The 24,159-nt window shown below is 67.6% G+C and carries 24 protein-coding genes; 6 read left to right on the top strand and 18 right to left on the bottom strand.

From position 1 onward, the window contains the following. Position 1 precedes the first annotated feature (1 nt). From deoC to CXY91_RS23530, 3 genes are read left to right on the top strand one after another with little or no spacing between them, the layout of a single operon-like run. A complete protein-coding gene (gene deoC / locus CXY91_RS23520) occupies positions 2–763 on the top strand; it encodes a deoxyribose-phosphate aldolase (RefSeq protein WP_100963857.1) in 762 nt (253 codons plus the stop codon). Continuing rightward, positions 763–2,070 carry a thymidine phosphorylase gene (gene deoA, locus CXY91_RS23525; protein WP_100963859.1) on the top strand — a complete coding sequence of 436 codons (1,308 nt, stop codon included), beginning with the start codon at positions 763–765 and terminating at the stop codon, positions 2,068–2,070. Before deoC ends, deoA begins: the two co-directional genes overlap by 1 nt. 13 nt (positions 2,071–2,083) lie before the next feature. Continuing rightward, complete coding sequence (locus CXY91_RS23530; protein ID WP_100963861.1) at positions 2,084–3,028, top strand: 2-hydroxyacid dehydrogenase; 945 nt, start codon at positions 2,084–2,086, stop codon at positions 3,026–3,028. A gap of 45 nt (positions 3,029–3,073) precedes the next feature. Here CXY91_RS23530 and CXY91_RS23535 read toward each other — a convergent pair whose 3' ends face one another. From CXY91_RS23535 to CXY91_RS23545, 3 genes are all read right to left on the bottom strand, one after another. After that, complete coding sequence (locus CXY91_RS23535) at positions 3,074–3,931, bottom strand: C40 family peptidase (RefSeq protein WP_100963863.1); 858 nt, start codon at positions 3,929–3,931, stop codon at positions 3,074–3,076. A 39-nt stretch (positions 3,932–3,970) separates the two neighbouring features. Further along, complete coding sequence (locus CXY91_RS23540; RefSeq protein WP_091835552.1) at positions 3,971–4,324, bottom strand: MarR family winged helix-turn-helix transcriptional regulator; 354 nt, start codon at positions 4,322–4,324, stop codon at positions 3,971–3,973. Positions 4,325–4,398: 74 nt separating this feature from the next. Continuing rightward, positions 4,399–5,784 carry a leucyl aminopeptidase family protein gene (locus tag CXY91_RS23545; protein WP_465246888.1) on the bottom strand — a complete coding sequence of 462 codons (1,386 nt, stop codon included), beginning with the start codon at positions 5,782–5,784 and terminating at the stop codon, positions 4,399–4,401. Positions 5,785–5,925: 141 nt separating this feature from the next. Between CXY91_RS23545 and CXY91_RS23550 the strand changes: the two genes are divergently transcribed. Next, positions 5,926–6,765, top strand: a complete 840-nt coding sequence (locus tag CXY91_RS23550; protein ID WP_100963865.1) for a tetratricopeptide repeat protein — start codon at positions 5,926–5,928, stop codon at positions 6,763–6,765. Between the two features lie 207 nt (positions 6,766–6,972). Here the strand turns inward: CXY91_RS23550 and CXY91_RS23555 are convergent, their stop codons facing one another. The 9 genes from CXY91_RS23555 to CXY91_RS23595 form a co-directional block, all read right to left on the bottom strand. Next, on the bottom strand, positions 6,973–7,950 hold the full coding sequence (locus CXY91_RS23555) for a type II secretion system F family protein (protein WP_100963867.1): 978 nt from the start codon (positions 7,948–7,950) through the stop codon (positions 6,973–6,975). Positions 7,951–7,962: 12 nt separating this feature from the next. Further along, positions 7,963–8,943, bottom strand: coding sequence for a type II secretion system F family protein (locus CXY91_RS23560; protein WP_100963869.1), 981 nt, complete (start codon positions 8,941–8,943; stop codon positions 7,963–7,965). Between the two features lie 18 nt (positions 8,944–8,961). After that, positions 8,962–10,407, bottom strand: coding sequence for a CpaF family protein (locus CXY91_RS23565; RefSeq protein WP_091835564.1), 1,446 nt, complete (start codon positions 10,405–10,407; stop codon positions 8,962–8,964). Between the two features lie 3 nt (positions 10,408–10,410). After that, positions 10,411–11,658 (bottom strand): CpaE/TadZ family protein, encoded by a 1,248-nt coding sequence (locus tag CXY91_RS23570; protein WP_091836080.1) that lies wholly within the window; start codon positions 11,656–11,658, stop codon positions 10,411–10,413. An 8-nt stretch (positions 11,659–11,666) separates the two neighbouring features. Then, entirely contained in the window at positions 11,667–12,395 is a 729-nt protein-coding gene (locus tag CXY91_RS23575; protein WP_248307613.1) for a CpaD family pilus assembly protein, read from the bottom strand. Positions 12,396–12,423: 28 nt separating this feature from the next. After that, a complete protein-coding gene (locus tag CXY91_RS23580) occupies positions 12,424–13,908 on the bottom strand; it encodes a type II and III secretion system protein family protein (protein WP_100963873.1) in 1,485 nt (494 codons plus the stop codon). Further along, entirely contained in the window at positions 13,905–14,681 is a 777-nt protein-coding gene (gene cpaB, locus CXY91_RS23585) for a Flp pilus assembly protein CpaB (RefSeq protein WP_091835573.1), read from the bottom strand. The genes CXY91_RS23580 and cpaB overlap by 4 nt, the downstream gene beginning before the upstream one ends. Before the next feature lie 135 nt (positions 14,682–14,816). Further along, positions 14,817–15,344, bottom strand: coding sequence for an A24 family peptidase (locus CXY91_RS23590; RefSeq protein ID WP_248307614.1), 528 nt, complete (start codon positions 15,342–15,344; stop codon positions 14,817–14,819). Positions 15,345–15,475: 131 nt separating this feature from the next. Then, positions 15,476–15,640, bottom strand: coding sequence for a Flp family type IVb pilin (locus CXY91_RS23595; RefSeq protein ID WP_100963876.1), 165 nt, complete (start codon positions 15,638–15,640; stop codon positions 15,476–15,478). A gap of 537 nt (positions 15,641–16,177) precedes the next feature. On the opposite strand from CXY91_RS23595, the gene CXY91_RS23600 reads away from it, so the two are divergent. Further along, positions 16,178–16,612: a pilus assembly protein N-terminal domain-containing protein gene (locus tag CXY91_RS23600; protein WP_244543860.1), complete on the top strand. Its 435-nt coding sequence runs from the start codon at positions 16,178–16,180 to the stop codon at positions 16,610–16,612. Positions 16,613–16,635: 23 nt separating this feature from the next. On the opposite strand, the gene CXY91_RS23605 is transcribed toward CXY91_RS23600, so the two are convergent. The 4 genes from CXY91_RS23605 to CXY91_RS23620 all read right to left on the bottom strand — a co-directional run bounded on the left by CXY91_RS23605 (position 16,636) and on the right by CXY91_RS23620 (position 20,779). Beyond that, positions 16,636–18,135 (bottom strand): phosphomannomutase/phosphoglucomutase, encoded by a 1,500-nt coding sequence (locus CXY91_RS23605; protein ID WP_100963880.1) that lies wholly within the window; start codon positions 18,133–18,135, stop codon positions 16,636–16,638. Positions 18,136–18,283: 148 nt separating this feature from the next. Beyond that, a complete protein-coding gene (locus CXY91_RS23610; RefSeq protein ID WP_100963882.1) occupies positions 18,284–18,805 on the bottom strand; it encodes a retropepsin-like aspartic protease family protein in 522 nt (173 codons plus the stop codon). Between the two features lie 172 nt (positions 18,806–18,977). After that, positions 18,978–19,886: a ribokinase gene (locus CXY91_RS23615; protein WP_100963884.1), complete on the bottom strand. Its 909-nt coding sequence runs from the start codon at positions 19,884–19,886 to the stop codon at positions 18,978–18,980. Beyond that, complete coding sequence (locus CXY91_RS23620) at positions 19,883–20,779, bottom strand: 2-dehydro-3-deoxygalactonokinase (RefSeq protein WP_158673562.1); 897 nt, start codon at positions 20,777–20,779, stop codon at positions 19,883–19,885. Before CXY91_RS23620 ends, CXY91_RS23615 begins: the two co-directional genes overlap by 4 nt. Positions 20,780–20,969: 190 nt before the next feature. Here CXY91_RS23620 and CXY91_RS23625 point away from each other — a divergent pair, with 190 nt between their 5' ends. Beyond that, a complete protein-coding gene (locus tag CXY91_RS23625) occupies positions 20,970–21,854 on the top strand; it encodes an aldose epimerase family protein (RefSeq protein ID WP_158673563.1) in 885 nt (294 codons plus the stop codon). Between the two features lie 9 nt (positions 21,855–21,863). Here CXY91_RS23625 and CXY91_RS23630 read toward each other — a convergent pair whose 3' ends face one another. Both CXY91_RS23630 and ubiB read right to left on the bottom strand, forming a co-directional pair. Continuing rightward, positions 21,864–22,502, bottom strand: a complete 639-nt coding sequence (locus tag CXY91_RS23630) for a L,D-transpeptidase (protein ID WP_091835600.1) — start codon at positions 22,500–22,502, stop codon at positions 21,864–21,866. Positions 22,503–22,685: 183 nt separating this feature from the next. Continuing rightward, on the bottom strand, positions 22,686–24,159 hold a 1,474-nt coding region (gene ubiB / locus CXY91_RS23635; RefSeq protein WP_100963895.1), incomplete at its 5' end, for a 2-polyprenylphenol 6-hydroxylase.

A 24,159-nucleotide genomic window follows, 5' to 3' on the forward strand; every position in this document is an offset into this window, starting at 1 on the left:
CATGTCGGACGCCGACCTCGCCTTGCGCGCGCTACGCCTGCTCGATCTGACGGATCTGTCCGATCAGGCGAACGAGACCGGTACGCTGCAGCTCTGTGCACGGGCGGTCGCAGCGCCCGGCCCGGTCGCGGCGATCTGCATCTGGCCGCAATTCCTCAAGCTGGCGCGCCAGACGCTGAAAGCCTCGCCGGTCAGGATCGCAACCGTGATCAACTTTCCGGCCGGCAACAGCAATTGCAGCCTGATCGGCAGCGACATCACCGAGGCGATCGCGGATGGCGCCGACGAGATCGACCTGGTGCTGCCCTGGCGCGCCTTCCTCACCGGCGATGCCGAGATCGCCCGCGAGATGGTCGCCGAGGCGCGCGGCAGCTGCGGCGACAAGACGCTCAAGGTCATCCTCGAAACCGGCGAGTATCCCGATCAGCTCGCGGTTCGCGCCGCTTCCGAGCTTGCGATCGCAGCGGGCGCCAATTTCATCAAGACCTCGACCGGCAAGACCAAGACCTCCGCCACGCCGGCGGCCGCCCGCACCATGCTGGAGGCAATCAAGGCCTCGGGCAAACCAGTCGGCCTCAAGCCATCAGGCGGGCTGCGCACGCTGGCCGACGCAAAAACCTATCTCGATCTCGCCGACGAGATCATGGGCCCTGACTGGGCGACGGCGAAGACCTTCCGCTTCGGCGCCAGCGGGCTCTATGGCGTGCTCGCCGACATCATCGCCGGCATCGCCCCGGCCGAACGGACCGACGGAGCCTATTGATGCGCCTGCCGCAGGAAATCATCGCCGCCAAGCGCGATGGCGAGCGCCTGAGCGTAAACGACATCCGCCAGATGATCGCCGGGCTGACCGACGGCGCGGTCAGCGAGGGCCAGGCCGCCGCCTTCGCCATGGCGATCTTCTTTCGCGACATGGACGCCGAGGAGCGCGTCGCGCTGACCCTGGCCATGCGCGATTCCGGCACGGTGCTGGACTGGCGCGACCTGCCGGGCCCGGCGCTCGACAAGCACTCGACCGGCGGTGTCGGCGACACGGTCTCGCTGCCGCTCGCCGCGGCAGTGGCGGCCTGCGGCGGCTATGTCCCGATGATCTCCGGCCGCGGCCTCGGCCATACCGGCGGCACGCTCGACAAGCTCGACGCAGTGCCGGGCTATGTCACCCAGCCGGGCATCGACCTCTTCCGCCATGTCGTGCGCGAGGCCGGCTGCGCCATCATCGGCCAGACCGCCGATCTCGCCCCGGCCGACAAGCGGCTCTATGCGATCCGCGACGTGACCGGCACGGTCGAATCGATCCCGCTGATCACCGCTTCGATCCTGTCGAAGAAGCTCGCCGCCGGGCTCTCCGGCCTCGCCATGGACGTGAAGTTCGGCTCCGGCGCCTTCATGCGCGATTTCGACAAGGCGCAAGCGCTGGCGCAGAGCCTCAGCGATGTCGGCAACGGCGCCGGGCTGCCGACACGGGCCCTGCTCACCGATATGAGCGAGCCGCTGGCCTCAGCCGCCGGCAATGCGCTCGAGGTCGCCTATGCGCTCGATCATCTGACCGGACGGCGGCGCGAACCGCGCTTCCATGAGGTCACTGTGGCGCTCTCCGCCGAGATGCTGCTGCTCGGTCGGCTGGCGGCGACGCGCGAAGAAGCGATCGCGAAAATCGAGGACGCCTTCGCCAGCGGCGCGGCGGCGGAGCGCTTCATCCACATGATCGCGGCGCTCGGCGGCCCGGCCGACCTGCTGGAGCATCCCGAGCGACATTTTCCGCGGGCGCCGATCGTCCGCCCGGTCTTCTCCGATCGTCCCGGCCTGGTCGAGGCGATCGACACCCGCGGCGTCGGCCTCGCCGTGGTCGCACTCGGTGGCGGACGTACCCGGCCGCAGGACGAGATCGACCATGCCGTCGGGATCACCGAGCTCGCCGGGCTCGGCGAGCGGGTCGGGCCGGACAGGCCGCTCGGTATCATCCATGCCCGCAGCGAGGCCGGCTTCGACGCCGCCCGCATCCGCCTGAAGAGCGCCTATCGCCGCGGCGAGGCCGCTGTTACGCGTGGGCCGCTGATCATCCCTGCCTAGGAGAGTCCTTTCCATGAGCCTGCTTCTGGCGATCACCGGCTGGCATGTCGAGAGCTGGCGCGAGCGCTTTTCGGCGCTGCTGCCGGACCTGCCGATCGTCACGCTCGGCGAGCCCTTCGACCGGCGCGCCGTGCATTATGTCGCGAGTTGGAAGCATCCCGAGGGCAGCCTTGCCGGCCTGCCCAATCTCGCAGCGATCTTTTCGCTCGGCGCCGGTGTCGACCACCTTTTCACCGACGGCCGCCTGCCGCAGGCGCCGATCGCTCGCGTGATCGATCCCGACCTGACGACGCGGATGAGCGAATATGTCGTCATGCACTGCCTGATGCAGCTGCGCCAGCAGCGCCGCTACGAGCGCCAGCAGCGCGAGAAGTCCTGGGACGACGACCGCCACCAGCCGGCGGCGCGCGAGGTCCGCGTCGGCGTCATGGGGCTGGGCGAGCTCGGCCAGGACGCGGCGCGCAAGCTGCAGGTGATCGGCTTCGACGTCGCCGGCTGGAGCCGCTCGCCGAAGGTGATCGAGGGGCTCGCCACCTTCTCCGGCGAGGACGGCCTGGCGGCCTTTCTCGCCCGCACCGACATCCTGGTCGTGCTGCTGCCGCATACGCCGGAGACGGAAGGCATCCTGAACCGCCCGCTGCTCGCCAGGCTGGCGCGCGACGGCCGGCTCGGCGGGCCGGTACTGATCAATGCCGGCCGTGGGAAACTGCAGGTCGAGACGGACATCCTCGCCGCGCTCGACGCCGGCGAGCTCCGGGAAGCCGTGCTCGACGTGTTCGAGACCGAGCCGCTGCCGCAGGACTCCCGGCTCTGGACCCATCCGGCCGTGACGGTGACGCCGCACAACTCCGCCATGTCGGCGCCCGAGGCGGTCGCCGACCAGATCGCGGCGCAGATCAGGCGTCTGGAGGCCGGCGGCGAGCTGCAGAACGTCGTCGACCCCAGCCGGGGTTATTGAGGCACGCCGTCAAGACGTGGATGGTCGGGACAGCAGCGGCGCAATTTAACCCAACCGCCGAATCGCGGTGATCGGCCCGCCATTGCGGGCGAGGATGCGATCGCGCGCCGGGCGCAAGGGTTCGCTGATCACGCTCATCGTATAGGCGGTGGCGTGCAGCAGCGTGTCGGGATCGGTCATGATGCCGACATGGCCCTTCCAGAAGACGAGGTCGCCGCGGCGAAGGCCCTCCAGGCCCTCGTCGAAGGCGACGGCTTCGCCGAGCCCACGCTCCTGCATGTCGGAGTCGCGCGGCGCCGCCACCCCGGCAGCCGCCAGCGAGAGCTGGACCAGCGCCGAGCAGTCGAGGCCGAGGCTGGTCTTGCCGCCCCAGAAATAGGGCACGTTGAGGAAGCGCTCGGCGACGGCGACGAAATCCGGCTCGTGCTGCTCGCGGAGGCACAGATGCTGCTTGAAGATATGGCCGCCATGGCCGGTGGTGAAGAAGTCGCCGCTCTCGCCGGTCACCGCCACCCCTGCATCGAGCGACAGCGCCTCCAGCGGCGGCAGTTTGATCGAAGGGCCGGGGTAGACGAAGGTCCGGAGCGCGCTGACGCGATGCGTCGGCACCGGCGCGTCGCCGGCGAGGCAATCGTCGGGCAGGTAGCCGACATAGGAATCGCCGACGAGCTGGCCCCAGGCCCAGCCCTCATGCTGTTCGTAGACCCTGACCGCCTCTCCCGCGAGCGCCTCGGTGTCGAGCGGCGCATCCGGCCGGGGCTCGCGCCGCAGCGGCACTGACGGCGTCACCACCCGCATCGGCATCGGATCGACGAAAGCCAGGGCCTCGACCTGGCCATCGAGATGGCGGGCGGCGAGATCCGGGCGGGCGGGGGTGAGGCGGCGGTCGAGAATCGGGCTCATGCCGGCACTGTAATCCTGTCCGGTTAACGCGCGAAGCGTTCAGGCTGGTCCCAATTCGCGCGCTCGCGCAGTGACGAGATCGGCGAGGTGCTCGACCGCCAGCGCGCCGGCGACGGTCCGCTGAATGACCACGTTGCGCTTGTCGAGCTCGTCGCGCTTGCGGCTGACGAGACCGAGCTTGCCCATGCTGTCGAGGGCACGGGTGATCACCGGCTTGGTGACGCCGAGCCGCGCCGCGAGGCCGCGCACGGTGTGCGGCGGCAATTCGAGATAGATGGTCAGAAGGATCGCGGTCTGGCGCACCGAGAGATCGGCTTGCGTGTCGCGCACCAGATCGAGATGAACCTCGCGCCAGAGCCTGAGCGCCTGCGTCGGCTTGATCTCCAGCACCATCGCGTCCCCGATCGTTACGGGTCCGTATCATTATCGCAGCGTGATCGTCGCGCAAGCAGAGCCACGCAGCAGGCTTAACGCACGCCGTAGAGCTGCTTCGCCAGCGCGTAGGTCAGCCGTGCCGTCTGGCATTCGCCGCCTTCGGGCCGGCCGGGCCTGGTCGAGGGGTTCCAGCCGTAAATGTCGAAATGGGCATAGGAGCGGCTCTTCTCGACGAAGCGGTTGAGGAAGAGCGCCGCCGTCACCGAGCCGGCAAAGGCGCCGCCGGAGACGTTGTTCATATCGGCGATCTTGGAATCGAGCATGCCGTCATAGGGCGGCCAGAGCGGCATGCGCCAGACCGGATCGTTCACCGCCGCGCCGAGGCGGGCGATCTCGGCGGCAAGTCCGTCGTCATGGGTATAGAACGGCGGCAGATCGGGCCCGAGTGCGACCCGGGCCGCACCGGTCAAGGTGGCATAGTCGAGCAGCAGCTCGGGCGCCTCCTCGTCGGCGAGCGCCAGCGCGTCGGCGAGGATGAGCCGCCCCTCGGCGTCGGTGTTGCCGATCTCGACGGTCAGCCCCTTGCGGCTCCGCAGCACGTCGCCGGGCCGGAAGGACGAACCGGAGACGGCATTCTCGACCGCCGGCACCAGCAGGCGCAGGCGCACCTTGAGCTTCGCCCGCATGATCATGCCGGCCGCCGCGATCGCCGCCGCCGCGCCGCCCATGTCCTTCTTCATCAGCAGCATGCCGGCGTCGGTCTTCAGGTTGAGGCCGCCGGTGTCGAAGGCGACGCCCTTGCCGATGAGGGTAACCTTCGGATCGCCCTCCTGGCCCCAGCATAGCTCGACCAGCCGCGGCGCCCGCGGCGAAGCCCGTCCGACCGCGTGGATCATCGGGAAATTGGCCGCGAGCAGATCGTCGCCGACGATGCTGTCGACCTCGGCTGCATGGCTCTCGCCGAGCGAGCGCACCGCTGCCTCGATCTCGGCCGGGCCGAGATCGGCAGCCGAGGTGTTGACGAGATCGCGCGCCAGCGCGCTCGCCTGTGCGAGATTGCTCAACTCCTCGCCGTCGACGCCGCCGGGCAGGACGAGCCGCGCCGCGGCGGCCTTGGGCTTGCGATAGCGCTCGAAACGGTAGGTGGTCAGCAGCCAGCCGAGCGCGGCGAGGCCGGGATCGCCGATATCGCCGACCAAGGCATAGTCTCCCGGCGGCAGGATGGCGGCGAGGCGGCCTGGCGCGAAGGGGTCGCGCCGGCGCGGACCTGACGGATCGACGCCGAGCAGCACCACAGCGAGCGCGCCGGCGGCATCCGGCAGCAGGACATGCTGGCCGGGCCGCGCCTCGAAGCCTTGCGCCTGCGCGAAGCTGCGTGGCAGCGGCGCGAACCCGTCCCGCAAAGCCGGCCAATCGGTCCTGGCGACGCAATGGACTGGAATGGCGGATGTTCCGGCAGGCAGCAGCAACGGATGCACGGTCGACGAACCTCGAATGACGCAATCTCGAGCGCCAGCATGCAAGGCGGGCGCCGATCCGCATGATTAACAGTCCGTTAGGGTTAACGTTTTATCACCAGGAGCAACAGCTTTCCCGTATCGGCGAGGCATCCCAGGCCTATGTCCATCCGCATTCGCGCCCTCCGTTTCGGCCATCTCGCCGCGGCTTCAGCTCTCTGCCTCGCGCTCGGCGCCTGCCAGATGCGCGGCGGCCCCGGTGACGTCACCGGCTCGATCGGCACCCGGCAGACGCAGCCCCGCACGGAAGCGCAATGGCGCAGCGAAGAGGCCGATTGGGGCAAGCGCTACGATGCGAACCAGAAGGACCGCAACGCCGCCTTCTTCTATGCCCGCGCGCTGCGGGCGCTCGACAAGAACGCCCAGGCGCTCGCCATCCTGGAAGGCGCGGTGATCATCCATCCCGACGATCAGGAGTTGCTCGGCGCCTATGGCCGCTCGCTCGCCGACAATGGCCGCCTGAAGCAGGCGGACGACGTGCTCGGCCGCGCCCATTCGCCGGAGAAGCCGGATTGGCGCATCCTGTCGGCACAAGGCACCGTCGCCGACCAGCTCGGCGAGCACGATCGCGCGCAGCAGCTCTACGCGGCGGCATTGAAGCTCGTGCCGAACGAGCCGACGGTGATGTCCAATCTCGGCCTGTCGCTCGCCTTGTCGAAGCGCCTGCCCGACGCCGAGCGCATCTTGCGTGAGGCGGCGACGGTGCCGGGCGCCGACGGCAGGGTGCGCCAGAACCTCGTCCTGGTGCTCGGCCTGCAAGGGCGCTTCCAAGAGGCCGAGCAGCTCGCCCGCCAGGACATGAGCCCGGCAGAAGCCTCCGCGACCATCGCCTATCTGCGCCGCTCGGTGAGCCAGCCCAATAGCTGGGAGATGCTGCGCGGCAAGGCCAAGCCGGCCGCCCGTACGGCCGCTCCCGAAAAAGCGCCCCAGCCGACCGGCTGATCGCCGGTCCTGCTTTGGCTTTACGATTGGCTTGCGAATGCGTGAGACTGCGTTGCCGCTGTCAGTCATGCGGCCATTTGCGGGCAGGCCTCACCCTTCTATAGCATGTGATATACCATCGTGATCGCATCCGTTTGGACGCGCAATGATCTCGGCCTCGTCTTGCAGGATTGAGGCCTCAGGTTCGATCGTGGCGAGGTCCGACCGTCAGAAGGCCCGGAGGGCCTTCAGCACCGCCGGGGTCATGATCACCACGAAGAGCACCGGCAGGAAGAACATGATCATCGGCACAGTCAGCTTCGGCGGCAGGGCTGCCGCCTTCTTCTCGGCCTCGTTCATCCGCTGATCGCGGCTCTCCTGCGCCAGCGTGCGCAAGGCGGTGCCAAGCGGCGTGCCGTAGCGCTCGGCCTGGATCAGCGCGGTGCAGACCGACTTCACCGATTCCAGACCTGTGCGCACCGCGAGGTTCTCATAGGCCTGCCGGCGTTCGGAGAGATAGGAGAGCTCGGCCGTGCAGAGCGCGAACTCCTCGGCCAGCGCCACCGATTGGCTGCCGATCTCGGTCGAGACCTTGCGGAAGGCGAGCTCGATCGACATGCCCGATTCCACGCAGATCAGCATCAGGTCGAGCGCATCCGGAAAGGCTTGCCGCATCGACAATTGGCGCTTGGCCATCGTGTTGGACAGGTAGATTTCAGGTGCCTTGATGCCGACATAGGCGGCGCCGATCACGATCCCTGCCCGTACGATGACGGTCTGGCCGAGATCGTTGAGCACGAACAGATAGAACAGCGCGAACAGGAAAAGGCCGATCGGGGTGACCAGCCTGAAGAAGAGGAAGCCGACCTCGGCCTGCTGACCGCGGAAACCCGCCATGACGAGCTGCCGCTTGGCGGTCTCGGTCCCCAGCCAATCGCCGAGTTTGAAGCGCTCGACAATGTTTCGCATGAATGCCTTCGGCTGCTGGCGGAGCGAGACCTTGTCCACCTGGCGCGCCAGCCGGTCGCGCTCCCGGGCGCGGATCTTGTCGCGTTCGGAGGCGACGGATTTCATGCGCTTGCCGAGGACGTTGCCTTCGAGCAGCGGCGCTGCCACGGTCATGATCGTGACGGCCACGGCCACCCCGCCGACCAGCGCGAGCAGGACCCTCAAGTCGGTGACGTTCTCGATCAGGAGCGCGAGCATGGCGAAAGCTCCTCAGATCTGGAAGTTGATCATCTTGCGCATGACCAGCACGCCGATCAGCATCCAGACGCCGCAGCCGACCAGCGCGATGCGCCCCGCATCCGTGTAGAAGAGGGCGTCCATGTAGCCCGGGCTCGTCAGATAGACGAGGCCGGCGACGGCAGGCGGCAAGGAGCCGATGATCGCGGCGGAGGCCTTGGCCTCCATCGACACGGCCTTGATCTTGTCGCGCATCTTGCGGCGCTCGCGGATCACCCGCGACAGGTTGGCCAGGGTCTCGGCGAGATTGCCGCCGGTCTTCTGCTGGATCGCCAGGACGATGCCGAAGAAATTGGCCTCCGCGCAGGGCATGCGCTCATATAGCTTGGTAGCGGCGTCGGTCAGCGACAGGCCGAGCGTCTGCGCCTCGACGATCAGCCGGAACTCGGACTTGACCGGCTCCTGGGCCTCGTTGGCGATGATGCGCAGGCAGTCGTTCAGTGGCAGGCCCGATTTGATGCCGCGCACGATGACGTCGAGCGCGTTGGGGAACTCGTTGATGAAGCGCAGCATCCGCTTCTTGCCGAGATGGGACAGGTACCAGCGCGGCAGGCCGAGCAGGCCGACGACGAAGCCGACCAGCATCACGACCCAGTTGCCCGAGGTGACCAGAAGCACGACGGCCATGACGATGCCCAGGACGACGCCAAGCAGCCAGTACTGCTTGCGCGACCAGAACAACCCGGCCTGTTCGATCCGGCCTTCGATGGTGACCTTGTGGCGCGCCTTCTCGCGATTCTCGATGTCCTTCAGGCTCTGCGCGACCTGACCGCGCCGGGCCTGGCTCTGCGCTTCGCGATCGGCCGCAGCCCGGATCGCGGCCGGGGCGGCGAACTCACGACGGCGCTGCTCGGCGCGCGCCTGGCCGCTCAGCCTCGGATAGAAGAGGGCATAGGCGATACCGCCCGCCGAGACGGCGGCGAGGATGGCGGCGGCGATCTGGCCATAGTCCATGGCGTGCCTTCTTCCTGCTCAGGCGTCGACCCGGCCGTCGGCTTCGAGCTGGTCGAGCGCCGCGGCGAGCCGCTGCTCGTCGCCGAAATAGCGGGCACGTTCCCACAGACGTGGCCGACCGATGCCGGTCGAGCGATGCCGGCCGATCAACCTGCCATTCGGGTCCTCGCCGAGGATGTCGTAGACCATCAGGTCCTGGGTGATGATCACGTCGCCTTCCATGCCCATCACCTCGGTGATGTGGGTGATGCGGCGCGAACCGTCACGCATGCGCTGCGCCTGGATGATCACGTCGATCGAGGAGCAGATCATCTCGCGCAGGGTCTTCGAGGGCAGGCTGAAGCCGCCCATGGTGATCATCGACTCGATACGACTCAGGCACTCGCGCGGCGTATTGGCGTGCAGCGTGCCCATCGAGCCGTCATGGCCGGTGTTCATCGCCTGGAGCAGGTCGAAGGCCTCCGGCCCGCGCACCTCGCCGACGATGATACGCTCCGGCCGCATGCGCAGGCAGTTCTTGACGAGATCGCGCATCGTGATCGCACCCGACCCTTCGAGGTTGGGCGGGCGGGTCTCCAGGCGCACCACGTGCGGCTGCTGCAACTGGAGCTCGGCGGCGTCCTCGCAGGTGATGACGCGCTCGTCGTGCTCGATATAGTTGGTCAGGCAATTGAGCAGCGTCGTCTTGCCCGAGCCGGTGCCGCCCGAGATCACGATGTTGCAGCGGACCCGCCCAATGATCTTCAGGATCTCTGCGCCAGGCGGCGAGATCGCGCCGAAGCGCATGAGCTGGTCGAGCGTCAGCTTGTCCTTCTTGAACTTGCGGATGGTGAGGGCAGGCCCGTCGATCGCCAGCGGCGGCGCGATCACGTTGACGCGCGAGCCGTCGGCGAGACGCGCATCGCAGATCGGCGAGGATTCGTCGACACGGCGGCCGACCTGGCTGACGATGCGCTGGCAGATGTTCATCAGCTGCGCGTTGTCACGAAAACGGATGCTGGTGAGCTGGATCTTGCCGCCGGTCTCGATGAAGGTCCGGCCGGCGCCATTGACCATGATGTCGGCGATATCGTCGCGCGCCAGCAGCGGCTCCAAAGGTCCATAGCCGAGCACGTCGTTGCAGATGTCGTCGAGCAGCTCCTCCTGCTCGGCGATCGAGAGCACGACATTCTTCAGCGAGATGATCTCGTTGATGATGTCGCGGATCTCCTCGCGAGCCGACTCGCCGTCGAGCTTGGCCAGCTGCGAAAGGTCGATCGCTTCGATCAGAGCACCGAAGATCATGCTCTTCATCTGATAATATTCGTCGGACCGCGGCATGTCCGCCGGTGCTGGTGGCGGCGGCGGCGCCCGCCGCGCCTCGACAGCCGCGGGTCGCTGCTCGGCCGCGCGCATTGGCGCAGGCGCCGCGGCGCTCGGCGCGCCTGCCAGAGCCGGGGCTGTCTGCTGTCGCTTGCCGAACATGGGTCAGGCCTTCCGACGCATCAACTTGGCCACCAGAGGCTCGAACAGGCTGCGCTTGCTGCGCTTCTGCTCGCCGCGACCGGTGAGAACCGTCCCGATCTGCACGAAGGCGTCCGCCACCTTGCTGCCCGGCTGGACCTCGGCGATCATCTGGCCGTTATTGGCCGCGGTACCGAAGAGCTGGGCGTCGAAGGGGATCGACGTCATCACCTCGATCCCGACCGCCTTGGCGAATTCGCTCGCCTCGATCTCCGGCCGCTTGGGCAAGCCGACCTGGTTGAGGATCAGGCGGGGCACGGAATCGTTCGGCCGGGCGGCACGCAACAAGTCCATCAGATTCTTGGCGTTGCGCAGCGAGGCGAGCTCGGGGGCGGCGACGATCGCGACCTCGTCGGCGCCGACCAGCGCCCGCTTGGCCCAGCCTGTCCACAGATGCGGCACGTCGAGCACGATGCAGGGGACGCTGGCCCGAAGCAGGTCGAGCACGAGCTCGAACGCGTCCTCGCCGAGATCGACGGTGCGGTCGAGCATCGCCGGAGCTGCGAGCAGGGAGAGATTCTCGCTGCAACGCGACAGGAGCCGGTCGAGCATGTTGGCGTCGAGTCGCTCCGGCGCGAACACGGCGTCGGCGACCCCCTGGGGCGGATCCTGGTTGAAATCCAGCCCGGCGGTGCCGAAGGCGATGTCGAGATCGGCGATCACCGTCGAGGCGTCGAGATTGCGGGCGATCGCCCAGGCGACGTTATGCGCGACGGTCGAGGAACCGACGCCCCCCTTGGCGCCGACAATGGCGATGGTGCGCCCCAGCGTCGCCGAACCCGACGTCGCATAGAGTTCGGACAGGGTGCGCAGCAGGTCGAGGACCCCGAACGGAGCGACTAGATAGTCGCTGACGCCGCGCCGGATCAGCTCGCGATAGAGCTGGATGTCGTTGACATGGCCGATGACGACGACCTTGGTACCGGGGTCGCAGCTCTCCGCGAGTGCATCGAGGTTGGAGACCAGCACTGCCGGTTCCCTGACGGTCTCGAGCACGATCACATTCGGCGTCGGGGCGCCGCGGAAGGCCTCGACCGCCGCCGCTGGGCCGCCCATCTGGACGCGCGCCTGGACCTTGTCCATGCGCCGGTCGGCGGTCACCGCCTGCATCGCCGCGGCGACGTCCTGCGTCTCGCAGAAGGCCTGCAAGGTGACGCGCGGCAGCGGCGCGATGATCTCGTCCCCGCCAGTCTCCGGCTCGAATCCCGGCATGCTCGCCATCATTTGCCTCCGACGGCGTCGCTGATCTTGGTCTGCTCCTGGCGATACTGCGTCGAGGGATCCTTGCCCTCGCGCAGCTTCTTGACCGCCTCCATGCGCTTTTGCGTATCGAGACGGCCCTCGCTGCGCGCGCGCACCAGATCCAGCGGATCGGCGACCTGCGCCGCGAGATTGGCCTGGGTGGAGCAGCCGAAATTCCAGTATGGCTCGTTCATCGCATCCGTCTTGTAGCTGGCGACGCCGAGATCGGCCGGCCATTGCCCGCAGGAATGCGGAAGCCCGGCCTGCAAGGAGGCGTAGGTCAGGCGGATCGGCGATGCGAGCCCGGGATCGGCGATGCGATAGGTCCTGACCGAAAGCGCGCCGGGCGAGACGCCCGCCCGGCCGAGCGAGCGGCGGATGCCGTCGAGCGTGTCATGAGTCGCAAGATCGCGCCCGGTCCCAGTCGGGACCTCGGCAACCAACCCGCCCTTGCCGCTGCGGCGATAATCCTCGCCGAAGCGGGCGACGTCGTCGGCCTGGCGCGGGTCCAGCCCGCCGCCAGCCCGGCCGACGAAGACATCGAGCGAGCGCGGCGCATCGCGCAACACGATCGGATGACGCTCGCGGATGTCGGTGGGAATGCCGGACGTCGAGATATCGCCCTTGGCGCAGGCTCCGAGCAGGAGCGCGGCACCGAACGTGACGGGCAACGCTGCCTTGTATGTCCGAGAGGGCTTGCTGGTCACGATCGCCATCCTTGTCGCGGCCCCGTCATCAATCGGCGATGAAGCCGACGCGGCCCTTGTAGGCCTGCGGAATCGGCCCGCCGCTCGTCGACCCGTAGATCTTGTTCAACCGGCCCATCAGGATCGTCTGGGCATCATGCGCCTCGACGAAGCCGTCATCCGGGCGCTGTAGCCCATTGGGGCCGACCGGCTTCACGATGTAGGGGGTTACTGCGATCATCAGCTCGGTCTCCTCGCGCTGATAATCGCGCGAGCGGAACATCGCGCCGATGATCGGGATGTTCATCAGAGCCGGCAGCCCGTTGATCGCCTGGCGCGAGACGCGCTGGATCAGGCCGGCCGTGGCGAGCGTTCCACCCGACGGCAGCTCGACGGTGGTGTCGGATTTGCGCACGCGGAAGCCCGGGGCGTTGATCGCGCCGGTCTCCGACGGGTTGAGCCTGAGCTGGTTCTCGAAATCGAGCTCGGTGACCTCGGTGGCGATGCGCATCGAGATCTTCCCCTCCGACATGACGATCGGGGTGAAGTTCAGGGAGACTCCGATCGGCTTGTACTCGATGTTGAGGTTGCAGCGCAGATTGACGTCGCAGGAATAGCCTTTCGGGATGGGAATCTCGCCGCCGGCCGTGAACTTGGCGCTCTCGCCGGAGATCGCCGTCACGGTCGGCTCGGCGAGCACGCGTGACAGGCCGGCGCGTTCCAGGGCGCGCATGGTGACATTCGTCGAATTGCCGACGCCAGCACCGATCGCAGTCGCGGCCAGCTGCTGCGGCTGCAGCGAGAATGGCGTGTCGATCGACGGGGTGAGGCTGAACTTGCCGAGTTTCCATTCGCCGGTCGAGTTAATGCCGAGCTGCTTGATCGCCTTTCGCGAGACCTCCGAGACCGTAACCTTGACCATGACCTGGTCGCGGCCGCGGATCGTCAGCGAGTTGATCACCGCGCCCTTGGTCGCGTTCGCGCCCTCGCCGGAGATGCCGACGAAGGCATTGGCGATGTCCATGGCCTGCGTCGCCTCGGAGGCGCTCGAGACATTGCCGACCAGCAGGATTGAATTCCCGGCCGGTTTGACCTGGATGTCGGCGCCCGGCATGGCCGTGCGCAGCGTCGTGCGGAGCACGTTGAGATCGCGGCCGACCTCGATCTCCAGCGCCGTGATCTGTCTGCCCTCGGCGTCCATCACGAACATCGAGGTCGAGCCGTCGGCCATGCCGATGACGAAGAGCTTGCGGGCCGAGCGGACCACGGCATTCGCCACCTTGGGATTGGCGACGAAGACCTCCTTGGCATCGCGCGGCAGTTCGACGATGAGCGAGCGGCCGATCGAAAGATCGAGCCGGCGCGAAACCGCATGCTCGCTGGCCCCGACGTTCAGAACCGGCGCCGCCCCCTTGCCCTGCGCAAGCGCCGGACCGGCGCAAAGCGGCAAGGCCAGCGGCAGGATCGCCAGAGACAATGCAAGAGCACGCTGCGGCCGACGCACTAGCGGATTGGAGTTCGACATGGACATCATGGCTTCACCGCCTTGGTGACGACGCCGTAGCGCACAAGCGTGAGGCCGCCGTCATCGACCGGAGTGCTCTTGTCGCCGGCATCCTGCAGGCTGCGCAGCGCCAGCGAGAGGCTGCTGGTCTTCTGTGCCAGCGTCACGGCCTCGACCTGCTTCGGGTCGAGCTCGAGCGTCGCGGTCTCACCCACGACGACCTTTTCGCCGTTCTTCTCCTGGATGCTCTGGCCGATCGCCAGAACGCGGACATTGGCGATCAGGGTCTCGCTGACCGGCGGCGACCCATCCTTGGAGTTGCTGTCGTCCCGGCTCGTGCGGATCACATCGACACGGTCATTGGGCAGGACGAAGCCGCCGGCGGTGTTGGCGCCGCGATTATCGGTGGTGATGGCAACGGCGCGCTTGCCGGCTGGCAGGATCGCCGAAAGGAAACCGGAATCGGCCTTGAGCAGTTTATCGCGGCGGATCGGCTCCGAGCCGTACAGCGGCGCGCGGGCGATCTGGCCGATGAATTCGGCTTCGCCTCCGGGAAGGTCCTGGCGGCGGATCACCTCAGTGGGCAGGCTCGCCAGCGGCCAGGCCAGCCATTTCAGATCGCCGGCCGAAAGCTTGTTGCCGAGCGGGACATCTGCGGCGGCCACCAGCACCTCGACGGTCGGTGCCGGCTCGTATTTCGTCACCGACGGCGTCGTGACCTTCGGCGGTCGGCCGATCAGGAGCGCAGCGCCGAGGCCGGCGACGACCGCTATGGCGAGAATGATGATGCGGGCGGAACTCATGGCGCAGGATCCTTGGTCGGCATGCGCCAACCCTCAGCCGGATCGTGGCCTTCGAATCGTCAACTTATGGTTAACCGGAGGTATCTTTTTGCGCACATCGCCGTTTCGTCCATCGCCAGAGCGGCGCTGGAACTGTCAGACGCCTGTCGCGGCGCGCCAGATCGCCGTATCGGGAAGGGCGACAAGTGCGGCGGCGGCGAGAGCGACGCCGTAAGGCACGCCCTGCTTGACGTCGTGCAGGCGCTGCGCCCAGGCCCAGTTGCTGGCCATCGCCGGCAGCGGCACGGCCCGCAGAAGCATGATCACGCCGGTCAACAGGCCTCCACTGAGCGCGGCGACGAAGAGATATGGCAGCAGCTGCTCGAAACCGAGCCAGAGAGCCGTGGCGGCGGCAAGCTTGGCATCGCCCCCGCCGATCCAGCCGGCGGCAAACATGGCGAAGCAGACGACCAGCACCAGAAGGCCCGCGGCCAGATGCCAGATCGCAGCATTCAGGCCGAAGCCGATTGTCGCCGCACACACTCCGAACGCGACGACCAGGAGCGCGCAAAGCCAGTTCGGGATCGTCATGGTCATGAGATCGCTGGCCGCGGCATAGGCCATCGCAGCGGGAAAGACGATCAGGACGACGATCAACGGCAACGACATGACGACGATCCACATGGCAGGCTCGTGCGAATATGGGCCAGGCACATCACCAAAGCCTTACTGCGGACGAGCGCATGGTGTTCTGAATAGAAAAAGCGCCCCGGATCGATCCGGGGCGCTCATATCGGCGGGTGACGCCGACGATCCTACTGCAGGCCGGCCAGGACCGCCTGGAACTTGGCGTTCAGCGCCGGACCGATCGAGGTCCAGGTGCCGATGCAGACCACGGCGATGAGGGCGGCGATCAGGCCGTATTCGATAGCGGTGGCGCCCGACTCATCCTTGGCGAAGCGCGCGAACAGGTTCTTCATGGGGTAGCTCCTTTTCACCACGTTTGACTGCTGCCTTCGCTCTAGATGGCTTCGGTCAGCGACAGGAGTGACAGTACGGCGCCCGTCTTGCCGATCAGTTAAAGAGACCCAATAATTCGCCGAATTTTATAGGTCTTCACTCGATGGTTAATACGCTTTTAGCGCAGCGCGTCAGTTAACGAGAGGTATAAACCCTTCGATACTTAAAATAAAACCCGCCTGGCAAATCAGACAAACGCCGCATGACGCTTCGTTAGCGTGCGCGCGCCGGCACCACAAAGCGTTCTTCATTGTGGGCGATCAGGCTTCCAGGACCGACGCGGGAGCCCGATTGGCTCGGGAAATCGCCATCTTAGCAATCCATTCATCATTTTCGGCTTTCCTCGTCGCGTTCGAAACCTTGAGACGCGTGCGAGGTCCATTGTGATGCCGGGATCGCGGCTCTTCCAATCCTTCCAGAGGCTGGCCCTTGCCGGACTCTTAGCGGTTGCCGGCTCGAGCCTTTCGGCCGATGTCGTGCGCGCACAGGCCCGGCTTATTCCAGCGCCGGCCCCGGAAACGCGGGGTGAAACCGGCGATGCAAGAATCGAAGCGGTCCAGGTGACGGTCGATCACGCCAAGGTGCTACGACTGCCCGAGAAGGCCCAGACGGTGATCGTCGGCAATCCGGCGATCGCCGACGTCACCGTCCAGCGCAACGGCGTGATGATCGTGACCGGCAAGAGCTACGGCGTCACCAACCTGATCGCGCTCGACGCGACCGGCGCCCTGCTGGCGGAATCGAGCGTGCGCGTCGGCGCCGCCAGCGATTCGATCCTGACGGTGCAGCGCGGCCTCGAGCGCGAGAGCTATTCCTGCACGCCGAGCTGCCAGCCGAGCGCCCAGCTCGGCGACTCCAAGGCGTTCTTCGACGGCACCAGCGGCCAGAGTGGGGCTCGCAACGCCGCGGCGACCGGGGCGGAGAAGAAATAGCTCCCCGCCCCGCGCGAGAGCAATCAGATCGTCTGGTTGTAGGCGCCGACCTCAGGGTTCTCGCGCAGAACGCCGTCGATCGCCTTGAACATCTCGCGCATACGCGCTTCAGAGACCGGGCTCTCGCAGACCACGACCAGCTCCGGCTTGTTCGAGGACGCCCGAATCAGGCCCCAGGTGCCGTCCTCGTTGACGACGCGCACGCCGTTGACGGTGATGACGTCAACGATCTTCTGGCCGGCGATCGTGTCGCCCGCCGCCTGCATCGCCTGAATGCGCTGGGTGATCTTGTCGCTGACGCCGTACTTGATCTCGTCGGCGCATTTGGCCGCCATAGTCGGCGTGCCCCAGGTCTTCGGTACCGCAGCATAGAGCTCGGCCATCGACTTGTTCGGGTTGCGATCGAGCATGTCGATCACGGCGATGGCGGTGACGACACCGTCGTCATAGCCGCGCCCGACCGGGGCGTTGAAGAAGAAGTGGCCCGACTTCTCGAAGCCGGCGAGTGCATTGAGGTCGCGGACCCGGCGCTTGATGTAGGAGTGCCCGGTCTTCCAGTAGTCGGTCTTGACGCCGAGCCTCTGCAATTCCGGATCGGTCGAGAACAGGCCGGTCGACTTGACGTCGACGACGAACTGCGCGCCCGGATTGAGCTTGCCGAGGTCGCGCGCCAGCATCACGCCGATCTTGTCGGCGAAGATCTCCTCGCCATGGTTGTCGACGACGCCGCAGCGATCGCCGTCACCATCGAAGCCGAGCGCGACATCGGCGCCGTGCTGCTTCACGGCATCGGCCATGGCGTGCAGCATCTTCATGTCTTCGGGGTTGGGATTGTAGCGCGGGAAGGTATGGTCGAGCTCGGCATCCATCGGGATGACCTCGCAGCCCAGCGCTTCCAGAATCTGCGGCGCGAAGGCGCCGGCCGTGCCGTTGCCGCAGGCGGCGATGACCTTGAGCTTGCGCGTGATCTTCGGGCGGTTGGTCAGGTCGGCGATGTAGCGCGCCGGGAAATCGGGCACGAACTGATAGGAGCCGCCGCCCGGCAGGTCGAAATCGCCGGCGAGCACGATGTCGCGCAACTGCCCCATCTCGTCCGGGCCGAATGTGACCGGGCGCTGCGCGCCCATCTTGATGCCGGTCCAGCCATTGTCGTTGTGCGAGGCGGTGACCATCGCGACGCAAGGCACATCGAGCTCGAACTGGGCGAAATAGGCCATGGGCGACATGGCGAGGCCGATGTCGTGGACCTTGCAGCCGGCCGCCATCAGGCCTGTGACAAGCGCCATTTTGATCGAGGAGGAATAGCTCCGGAAGTCATGGGCGGTGACGATCTCGGGCTTGACGCCCATGCGCCTGATCAGCGTGCCCAGCCCCATGCCAACGGCCTGCACGCCCATCAGGTTGAGCTCTTTCCCGAAGAACCAGCGTGCATCGTATTCGCGGAAGCCGGTCGGCTTCACCATCGGCAGCGATTCGTACTCGAAGGTGTTGGGGAAGAGCTCGGGCAGGGGCTTCGGAAACATCGGGCCATCCAGTTTCGAGGACATCATGCAGCGAGCAGCTGCGGAACGGACAGGCCACAGGCTACATGAATGCAGCCTGAGCATGACAGGGCGGAACGCAAGGCCGGCATAGCCGATCGTCACGAGGTTGGGAACCGACACCCGATGCTCAGCCGCGCAGGACCATGCGGCCGCCCTCGACCTGATAACTGCGCAGCCGGCGCAGGAAGGAGGTGCCGAGCAGGCTGATCGAGAGCGCGCCGGCCGGCATGACCACGGCCTCGACATCGCGGACCGAGATGTCGCCGAGCCGGACTTCGCGCAGCATCGTCTTCGCGCCTCGCACCACACCGTTTGCGGTGCCGAGGGCGACCGAATAGGCGGAGCGGTCGGGCCTGATCCCGAGCGCGCGGGCATCGGCATCAGTCAGCACGATCAGGCTCGCGCCGGTGTCCACCATCATCCTGACGCGATAGCTGTCGATCGACGGATGGACGAGATAATGACCGCGATAATCGGCATTCACCGTCAGCACGCGCTCGGTCTTGGCAGGCGCAGGTTCGCTCGAAGCGACGCTCACGAGAGTGGGCGCCTGGCTCGTCATCCGGTCGAGCTTTCCTGCAGCAGTGAAGGCTGCCAAGCCGGCTATTCCGGCGATACCCAAAGACCAGAGGACCGGCCGCTGGGCCATGATCGATTTCCCTTTCCCGCCTCGTCCCGGCGACGCTGCCGAAAAAGGTGCTGACCAAGAGTAAACCGACGCGCCGAAACCAGCGTCGCCGGCGCGGTCTCGCTTCGCCGAGCGCGTTCAGTCCTAATCGGTCGTCACCGGAGTCGGTCGCATTCGAGACAAAGCTCGCTCGCTACAGGACGCTCTTGCCGGCCAGGGCCTCGATCGCCTCGCGACGGGGCACGCTCGGCTGGGCGCCGGCAACGGTGCAGGCGAGCGAGCCGGCGGCAAGCCCGCGCTGGAGCGCGCCGGAAAAGCCGAAGCCGGCCTGCAGCGCCGCGGCGAAGGCGCCGACGAAGCTGTCCCCCGCCGCGACCGTATCGACGGCATCGACGACCGGCGCCTCGAGCCGGCGCCGAACCCCGCCATGCCAGCCGACCGCGCCCGCGCTCCCTAGCGTGACGATGCAGGCGATGCCGCGCTCACCGTCGATACGCCGGGCGACCGCGTCGGGCTCGGTCTCGCTCCAGCCGAGCGAGCCGGCGAGGATCAGAGCCTCGTGCTCGTTGACGATCAGGATGTCGGTCAGCGCCAGTAGTTCCGGCGCAGGCTCGCCGGCCGGGGCGAGGTTGAGGACGACCCGGCCGCCGCCGGCGCGCATCGCCCGCGCCGCCCGCAGGCACTCGCCCTCCCGCACCTCGCGCTGGAGCAGCAGCAGGTCACCCTCGCCCGGCCGCAGCGTCTCGACTGCATCGGCTTTGGCCAGCGCGTTGGCGCCGGCCGCGACCACGATCTGGTTGGAGCCAGCCGCATCGACGGCGATGAAGGCCGCGCCGGTCGGCGCCTCGACGCGCGCGACATGGGCGAGGTCGACGCCATCTTCAGCCAGCAGGCAGAGCGCGATCTCGGCGAAGCCGTCGCGCCCGACGGCACCGACCAGTGTCACCTCGGCGCCGGCGCGGCGGGCTGCCAGCGCCTGGTTGGCGCCCTTGCCGCCGGGATGCAGCGCATAGCCCGGCCCAAGCACGGTCTCGCCGGCGCCGGGGAGGCGCTCGACGGGCGTGACCAGATCGACATTGAGCGAACCGAAGACGGTGATCATGCCGCAAGGCCCCGCGAGAGGCGGGTGACACCGGCGACGAAGGCATCCTCGGGCGTGGTCAGGCCATGGTCGAGCCCCGCGGCGGCCAGCGCCCGGCCATAGCTCCCGGCGAGCACGCCGTCCGCCACCAGATGCAGATTGGCGAGGTCGCCGAACAAAGCGCGGGCACCCTCGATCTCCTGCGCCACCAGCAGGGCGGAGAGGTAGGGACCGACAGCGCCGCCCTGCATGCGCCCGCCGAGGACATCGCTGCGGGCGTGGAAAGCGGCGTTGAGCAGGCCGCCCGGCCGCTGCGCTGCGGCGAGCCCGCGCCTGATGCCCTCGGCCGTGTCGTCGCCGCTCGGCTCAGTGGCGAGGCGAGACAGGATCGAATGCTCGCGCAGCAGGCCGTAGATCTCGCCGGTCATGAAGCTGGCGAAGCGGGTGATGCGGCCGCCCTTGACCTCAGCCCATTTCGAATGGGTCCCGGGCAGGCAGGCGACGCCGTCGGTGAGCCCAAGGCCGACGATCAGCGTTTCCTCGCCGCGCATCACGTCGAAGGCGCCCTCATCGCAGGAGAGCCCGGGCAGGATGGTGGCGCGCGTGCCGTCGTCGAGCGTGACGGCAAGGCCGGCTGCCGCGATCTCGTCCGGGCTCGCCGGGCAGGCGACATAGGGCGCCTCGACCCAACCATTGCGGCTGCCGACCATGCCGGCGAGCAGCACGGCCGCGTCGGGCCGCGCCTGGCGGAACTCGCCGGCGATCTGCGCGAAGGCGGCCGGAAAGCCGCCAGATGGCACCGACTGGATGCCGCGATCGGCGACGCGCTTGCCCAGCACCGCGCCATCCTCGCCGACGAGGAAAGCGCGGGCTCGCGTCGTGCCCCAGTCGAGCGCGATCAGGGGTGTGGGCATGGCAGGCTCCGGCGGAATTGCATGGCTTGTCCGGCGTTCCGGCCGAGGCGAAGCGAAGAGACGTGGAATCTCCCCGGCCAGCGCGGCCCGGTCAAGCCCGGCCGGCCCTTGACGATACCTCGTGCCGGCGCAATCGAGGCGAGGGGAGCGAATGCCGCGTTCGTCACTCCGATTGCCGAAGGACACTGCCATGCTCACGCTCTCGTCAAGCCGCTATGAGGCCCGGATCGCCCCCGACGCCGGCGGGACGATCGCCGCGCTCGATTGGCAGAAGCCGGACGGGACCACGCTGCCGCTTCTTCATGCGCCCGCAGGTGTCGCGCCGCAGACGGAGACGCCGAACAAGTTCGGGGCCTGGGCCATGCTGCCTTTCGCCAACCGCGCCTTCGACAGTGTGGTCGACGACGGCCATACCCGCTTCAGCGTGCCCTCGAACAATCCCGCCGGGACGATCCACGGATTCGGCTGGCAGTCCGCCTGGCAGGTCGAGGAACAGTCCGCCGGTCATGCCGTGCTGGTGCACCGCCGGACGGACGGCCCGGATCCCTATCGCTACCTCGCCAGGCAAGAGATCCGGCTGGGCGAGGACGGTATGACCGTGACGCTTGGGTTGACCAACGAGGCCGACCAGGCCCTACCGTTCGGCATGGGCCTGCATCCCTGGTTTCCCTGCGCCGCCGACACCCGCCTGCGCATGACGGCCACCGGCGCGCTGATCTTCGGCGACCAGTTCCGCGCCACCGGCACGCAAGCCTTCGGCGATGGCGGACCCTATGCCGGCAACCCGATTTTCGCCACCGGCGCCGAGACCGCCTGGAGCTTCCTCGGCTGGGACGGTACCGCCCGGATCGAGACGCCCTCGACCGGCCTCGCCATCAAGCTGAGCGCGAGCGAGAACCTGCGCTATCCCGTGGTCTGGGCCCCGGCCGGCGTCGATTTCCTCTGCGCCGAGCCGCAGAGCCACGCCGCGGGTGCGCCGAGCGAAAAGATCGTGCGCGAGGCCTCGCCGCTCGCCCGGCTGCAACCGGGCGAGACGCTGGCAGGCTGGGTGCGGATCGCCGCCGAGGCGATCTGAACCTCGAAGCTAGCGCCAGCCAGGCCCCGACAACGGCTGGAAGCCGATCGCGCCGGCCGGGATCGCCGGTCTGAGCAGCATCTGCTCGCGTGCTTCGCCCCAGGCCGGACCCTGGCGCTGCTGCTTGGCGGTCAGCACGGCCTTCTGCGTCTTGATCTTGGCCTTGGCGATCTTGTGCTTGCCGCCCGAGGACGCCTTGGCGAAGCGCGAGAGATTGTCGGGCGCGGCGCCGTTCAAGGCGATGCGCGTGTCGCCAGCGCCGTGCTTCTTGACCAGCGCGAAGAGCTTGGCGGCGTTGGCCGGATGCAGGCGGATGCAGCCATGCGAGGCCGGGCGGCCGAGCGCGCCGACGGCTGTCGTGCCATGGATGGCATAGCCGCCGCGGAAGAACACGGCATAGGGCATCGCCCCGCCATACTTGCGCGAGTACCAGCTGCGCTCGAGCCGGGTCGGGCGATAGACGCCGTTGGGCGAGCGGAAGCCCTTGCGGCCGGACGAGATCGCCCAGTTGTAAGTTTCGCCATCGCTGGTGGCGACGCTCATGCGCTGGTTGGCGATATCGACGCGGACATCGACCTTGGCCTGCGCCGCGGCGAGGCCGGCGAGCGAGGCGCATAAGAAAGCGAGAATGCCGAGAAGGCGGGACATGACGCGACTCCTGAACGACGCAACCTGAAGAAAATGGCTCTTTGGTCGCTGTCGCTCGGGCGCGTGCGCCATGCGAAGCCAGCCCCGGCCTTGCCTTAAAGGAATCCCGAGGGGCCGATGCTTGTAAAGCTGAAACCGCTAAAATGGTTTCCAGTCGCGTCCTGTTGAAGCGACTGTCCTGCGCTAGTCGAAGAACACGATCCAGGCGAGCAGCGCTACGATCAGCCAGAGCGCCCAGTTGCCCCAGCGGTTGCGCGCTGCTTCCGCCCGGCCGATCGCCTGGATGCTGGCCTCGTCGAGCGAGAAGCCGTGGCGCGACGACTCTTCCAGCTGACCGAGCACGCGCTCGGCCCGGCCGACCGTCTCCGGCAGGTTGGCGAGGCTCACCGCCAGGGTGCGGACGCTGCGGCCGGCATCCTCGATGCGCCCGATCGGGCCGAGATTGCGCGTCAGCCAGTCGCGCACCACCGGCTCGGCCGTGGTCCACATGTCCAGATGCGGATCGAGCGTGCGGGCGACGCCCTCGACCACGACCATGGTCTTCTGCAGCATGACGAGCTCGGTGCGCGTCGCCATGTCGAACAGGCCGGTGATCTCGAACAGCAGCGTCAGCACCTTCGCCATCGAGATCTCGTCGGCGCGCTTGTCGTGGATCGGCTCGCCGACGGCCCGGATCGCCTGGGCGAAGTCGTCGACCGAATGGTGCGGCGGCACATAGCCGGCCTCGAAATGCACCTCGGCGACGCGGCGATAGTCGCGCGTGATGAAGCCGAACAGGATCTCGGCGAGGAAGCGCCGCTCCTTGTGGCCGAGCCGGCCCATGATGCCGCCATCGACCGCGACGAGCCGCCCCTGCGCATCGACGAACAGGTTCCCCGGATGCATGTCGGCATGGAAGAAGCCGTCACGGATCGCGTGCCTGAGGAAGGACTGGATGACGTTGCGGCCGAGGGCGACCGTGTCGTGCCCCGCCGCACGCAGCGCTTCGACATCGGAGAGGCGGATGCCGTCGATCCATTCGTCGACCAGGATTTCGCGAGCGGTCAGCTGCCAATCCGGCACCGGCACGCGGAAATCGGCATCCTCCCTGGTGTTCTCCGCAAATTCGGAAAGCGCCGCCGCCTCCAGGCGCAGGTCCATCTCCATGGTGACCGAGCGCGCCAGCGTCTCGACGATGGCGACAAAACGCAGGCGCCGCGCCTCGGGCGAGCGGCTTTCGGCGAGCTGCGCACCAAAGCGCATCGCCGCGAGGTCGCGGTGGAAGCGGTCGCGGATGCCGGGCCTGAGGATCTTGACCGCAACCTCGCTGCCGTCCTTGCGGCGGGCGCGGTGGACCTGGGCGATCGAGGCCGCCGCGACCGGCTCGCCGAATTCGGCGAAGATCGCCTCGGCCGGCTTACCGTGGGCGGCTTCGATCGCGGCGCGGGCCTGCGCCATCGGGAAGGGCGCCATCCGGTCCTGCAGGGCCGAAAGATCCTCGGCGATCTTCATGCCGACGACATCGGGCCGCGTCGCCAGGAACTGGCCGAACTTGACATAGGACGGGCCGAGGCGGGTCAGCGCCGCGGCAAGCCTCGTTGCGGAGGAGCCGGCGCCGCGCCGCTCGATCAGGCGGCCGAGCGCGATCAGGCCCCGCGCCGCCGGCGGCAGCACGGAC

Source organism: Allobosea sp. FBZP-16 (assembly GCF_002831785.1).
Classification (GTDB): domain Bacteria; phylum Pseudomonadota; class Alphaproteobacteria; order Rhizobiales; family Beijerinckiaceae; genus Allobosea; species Allobosea lupini.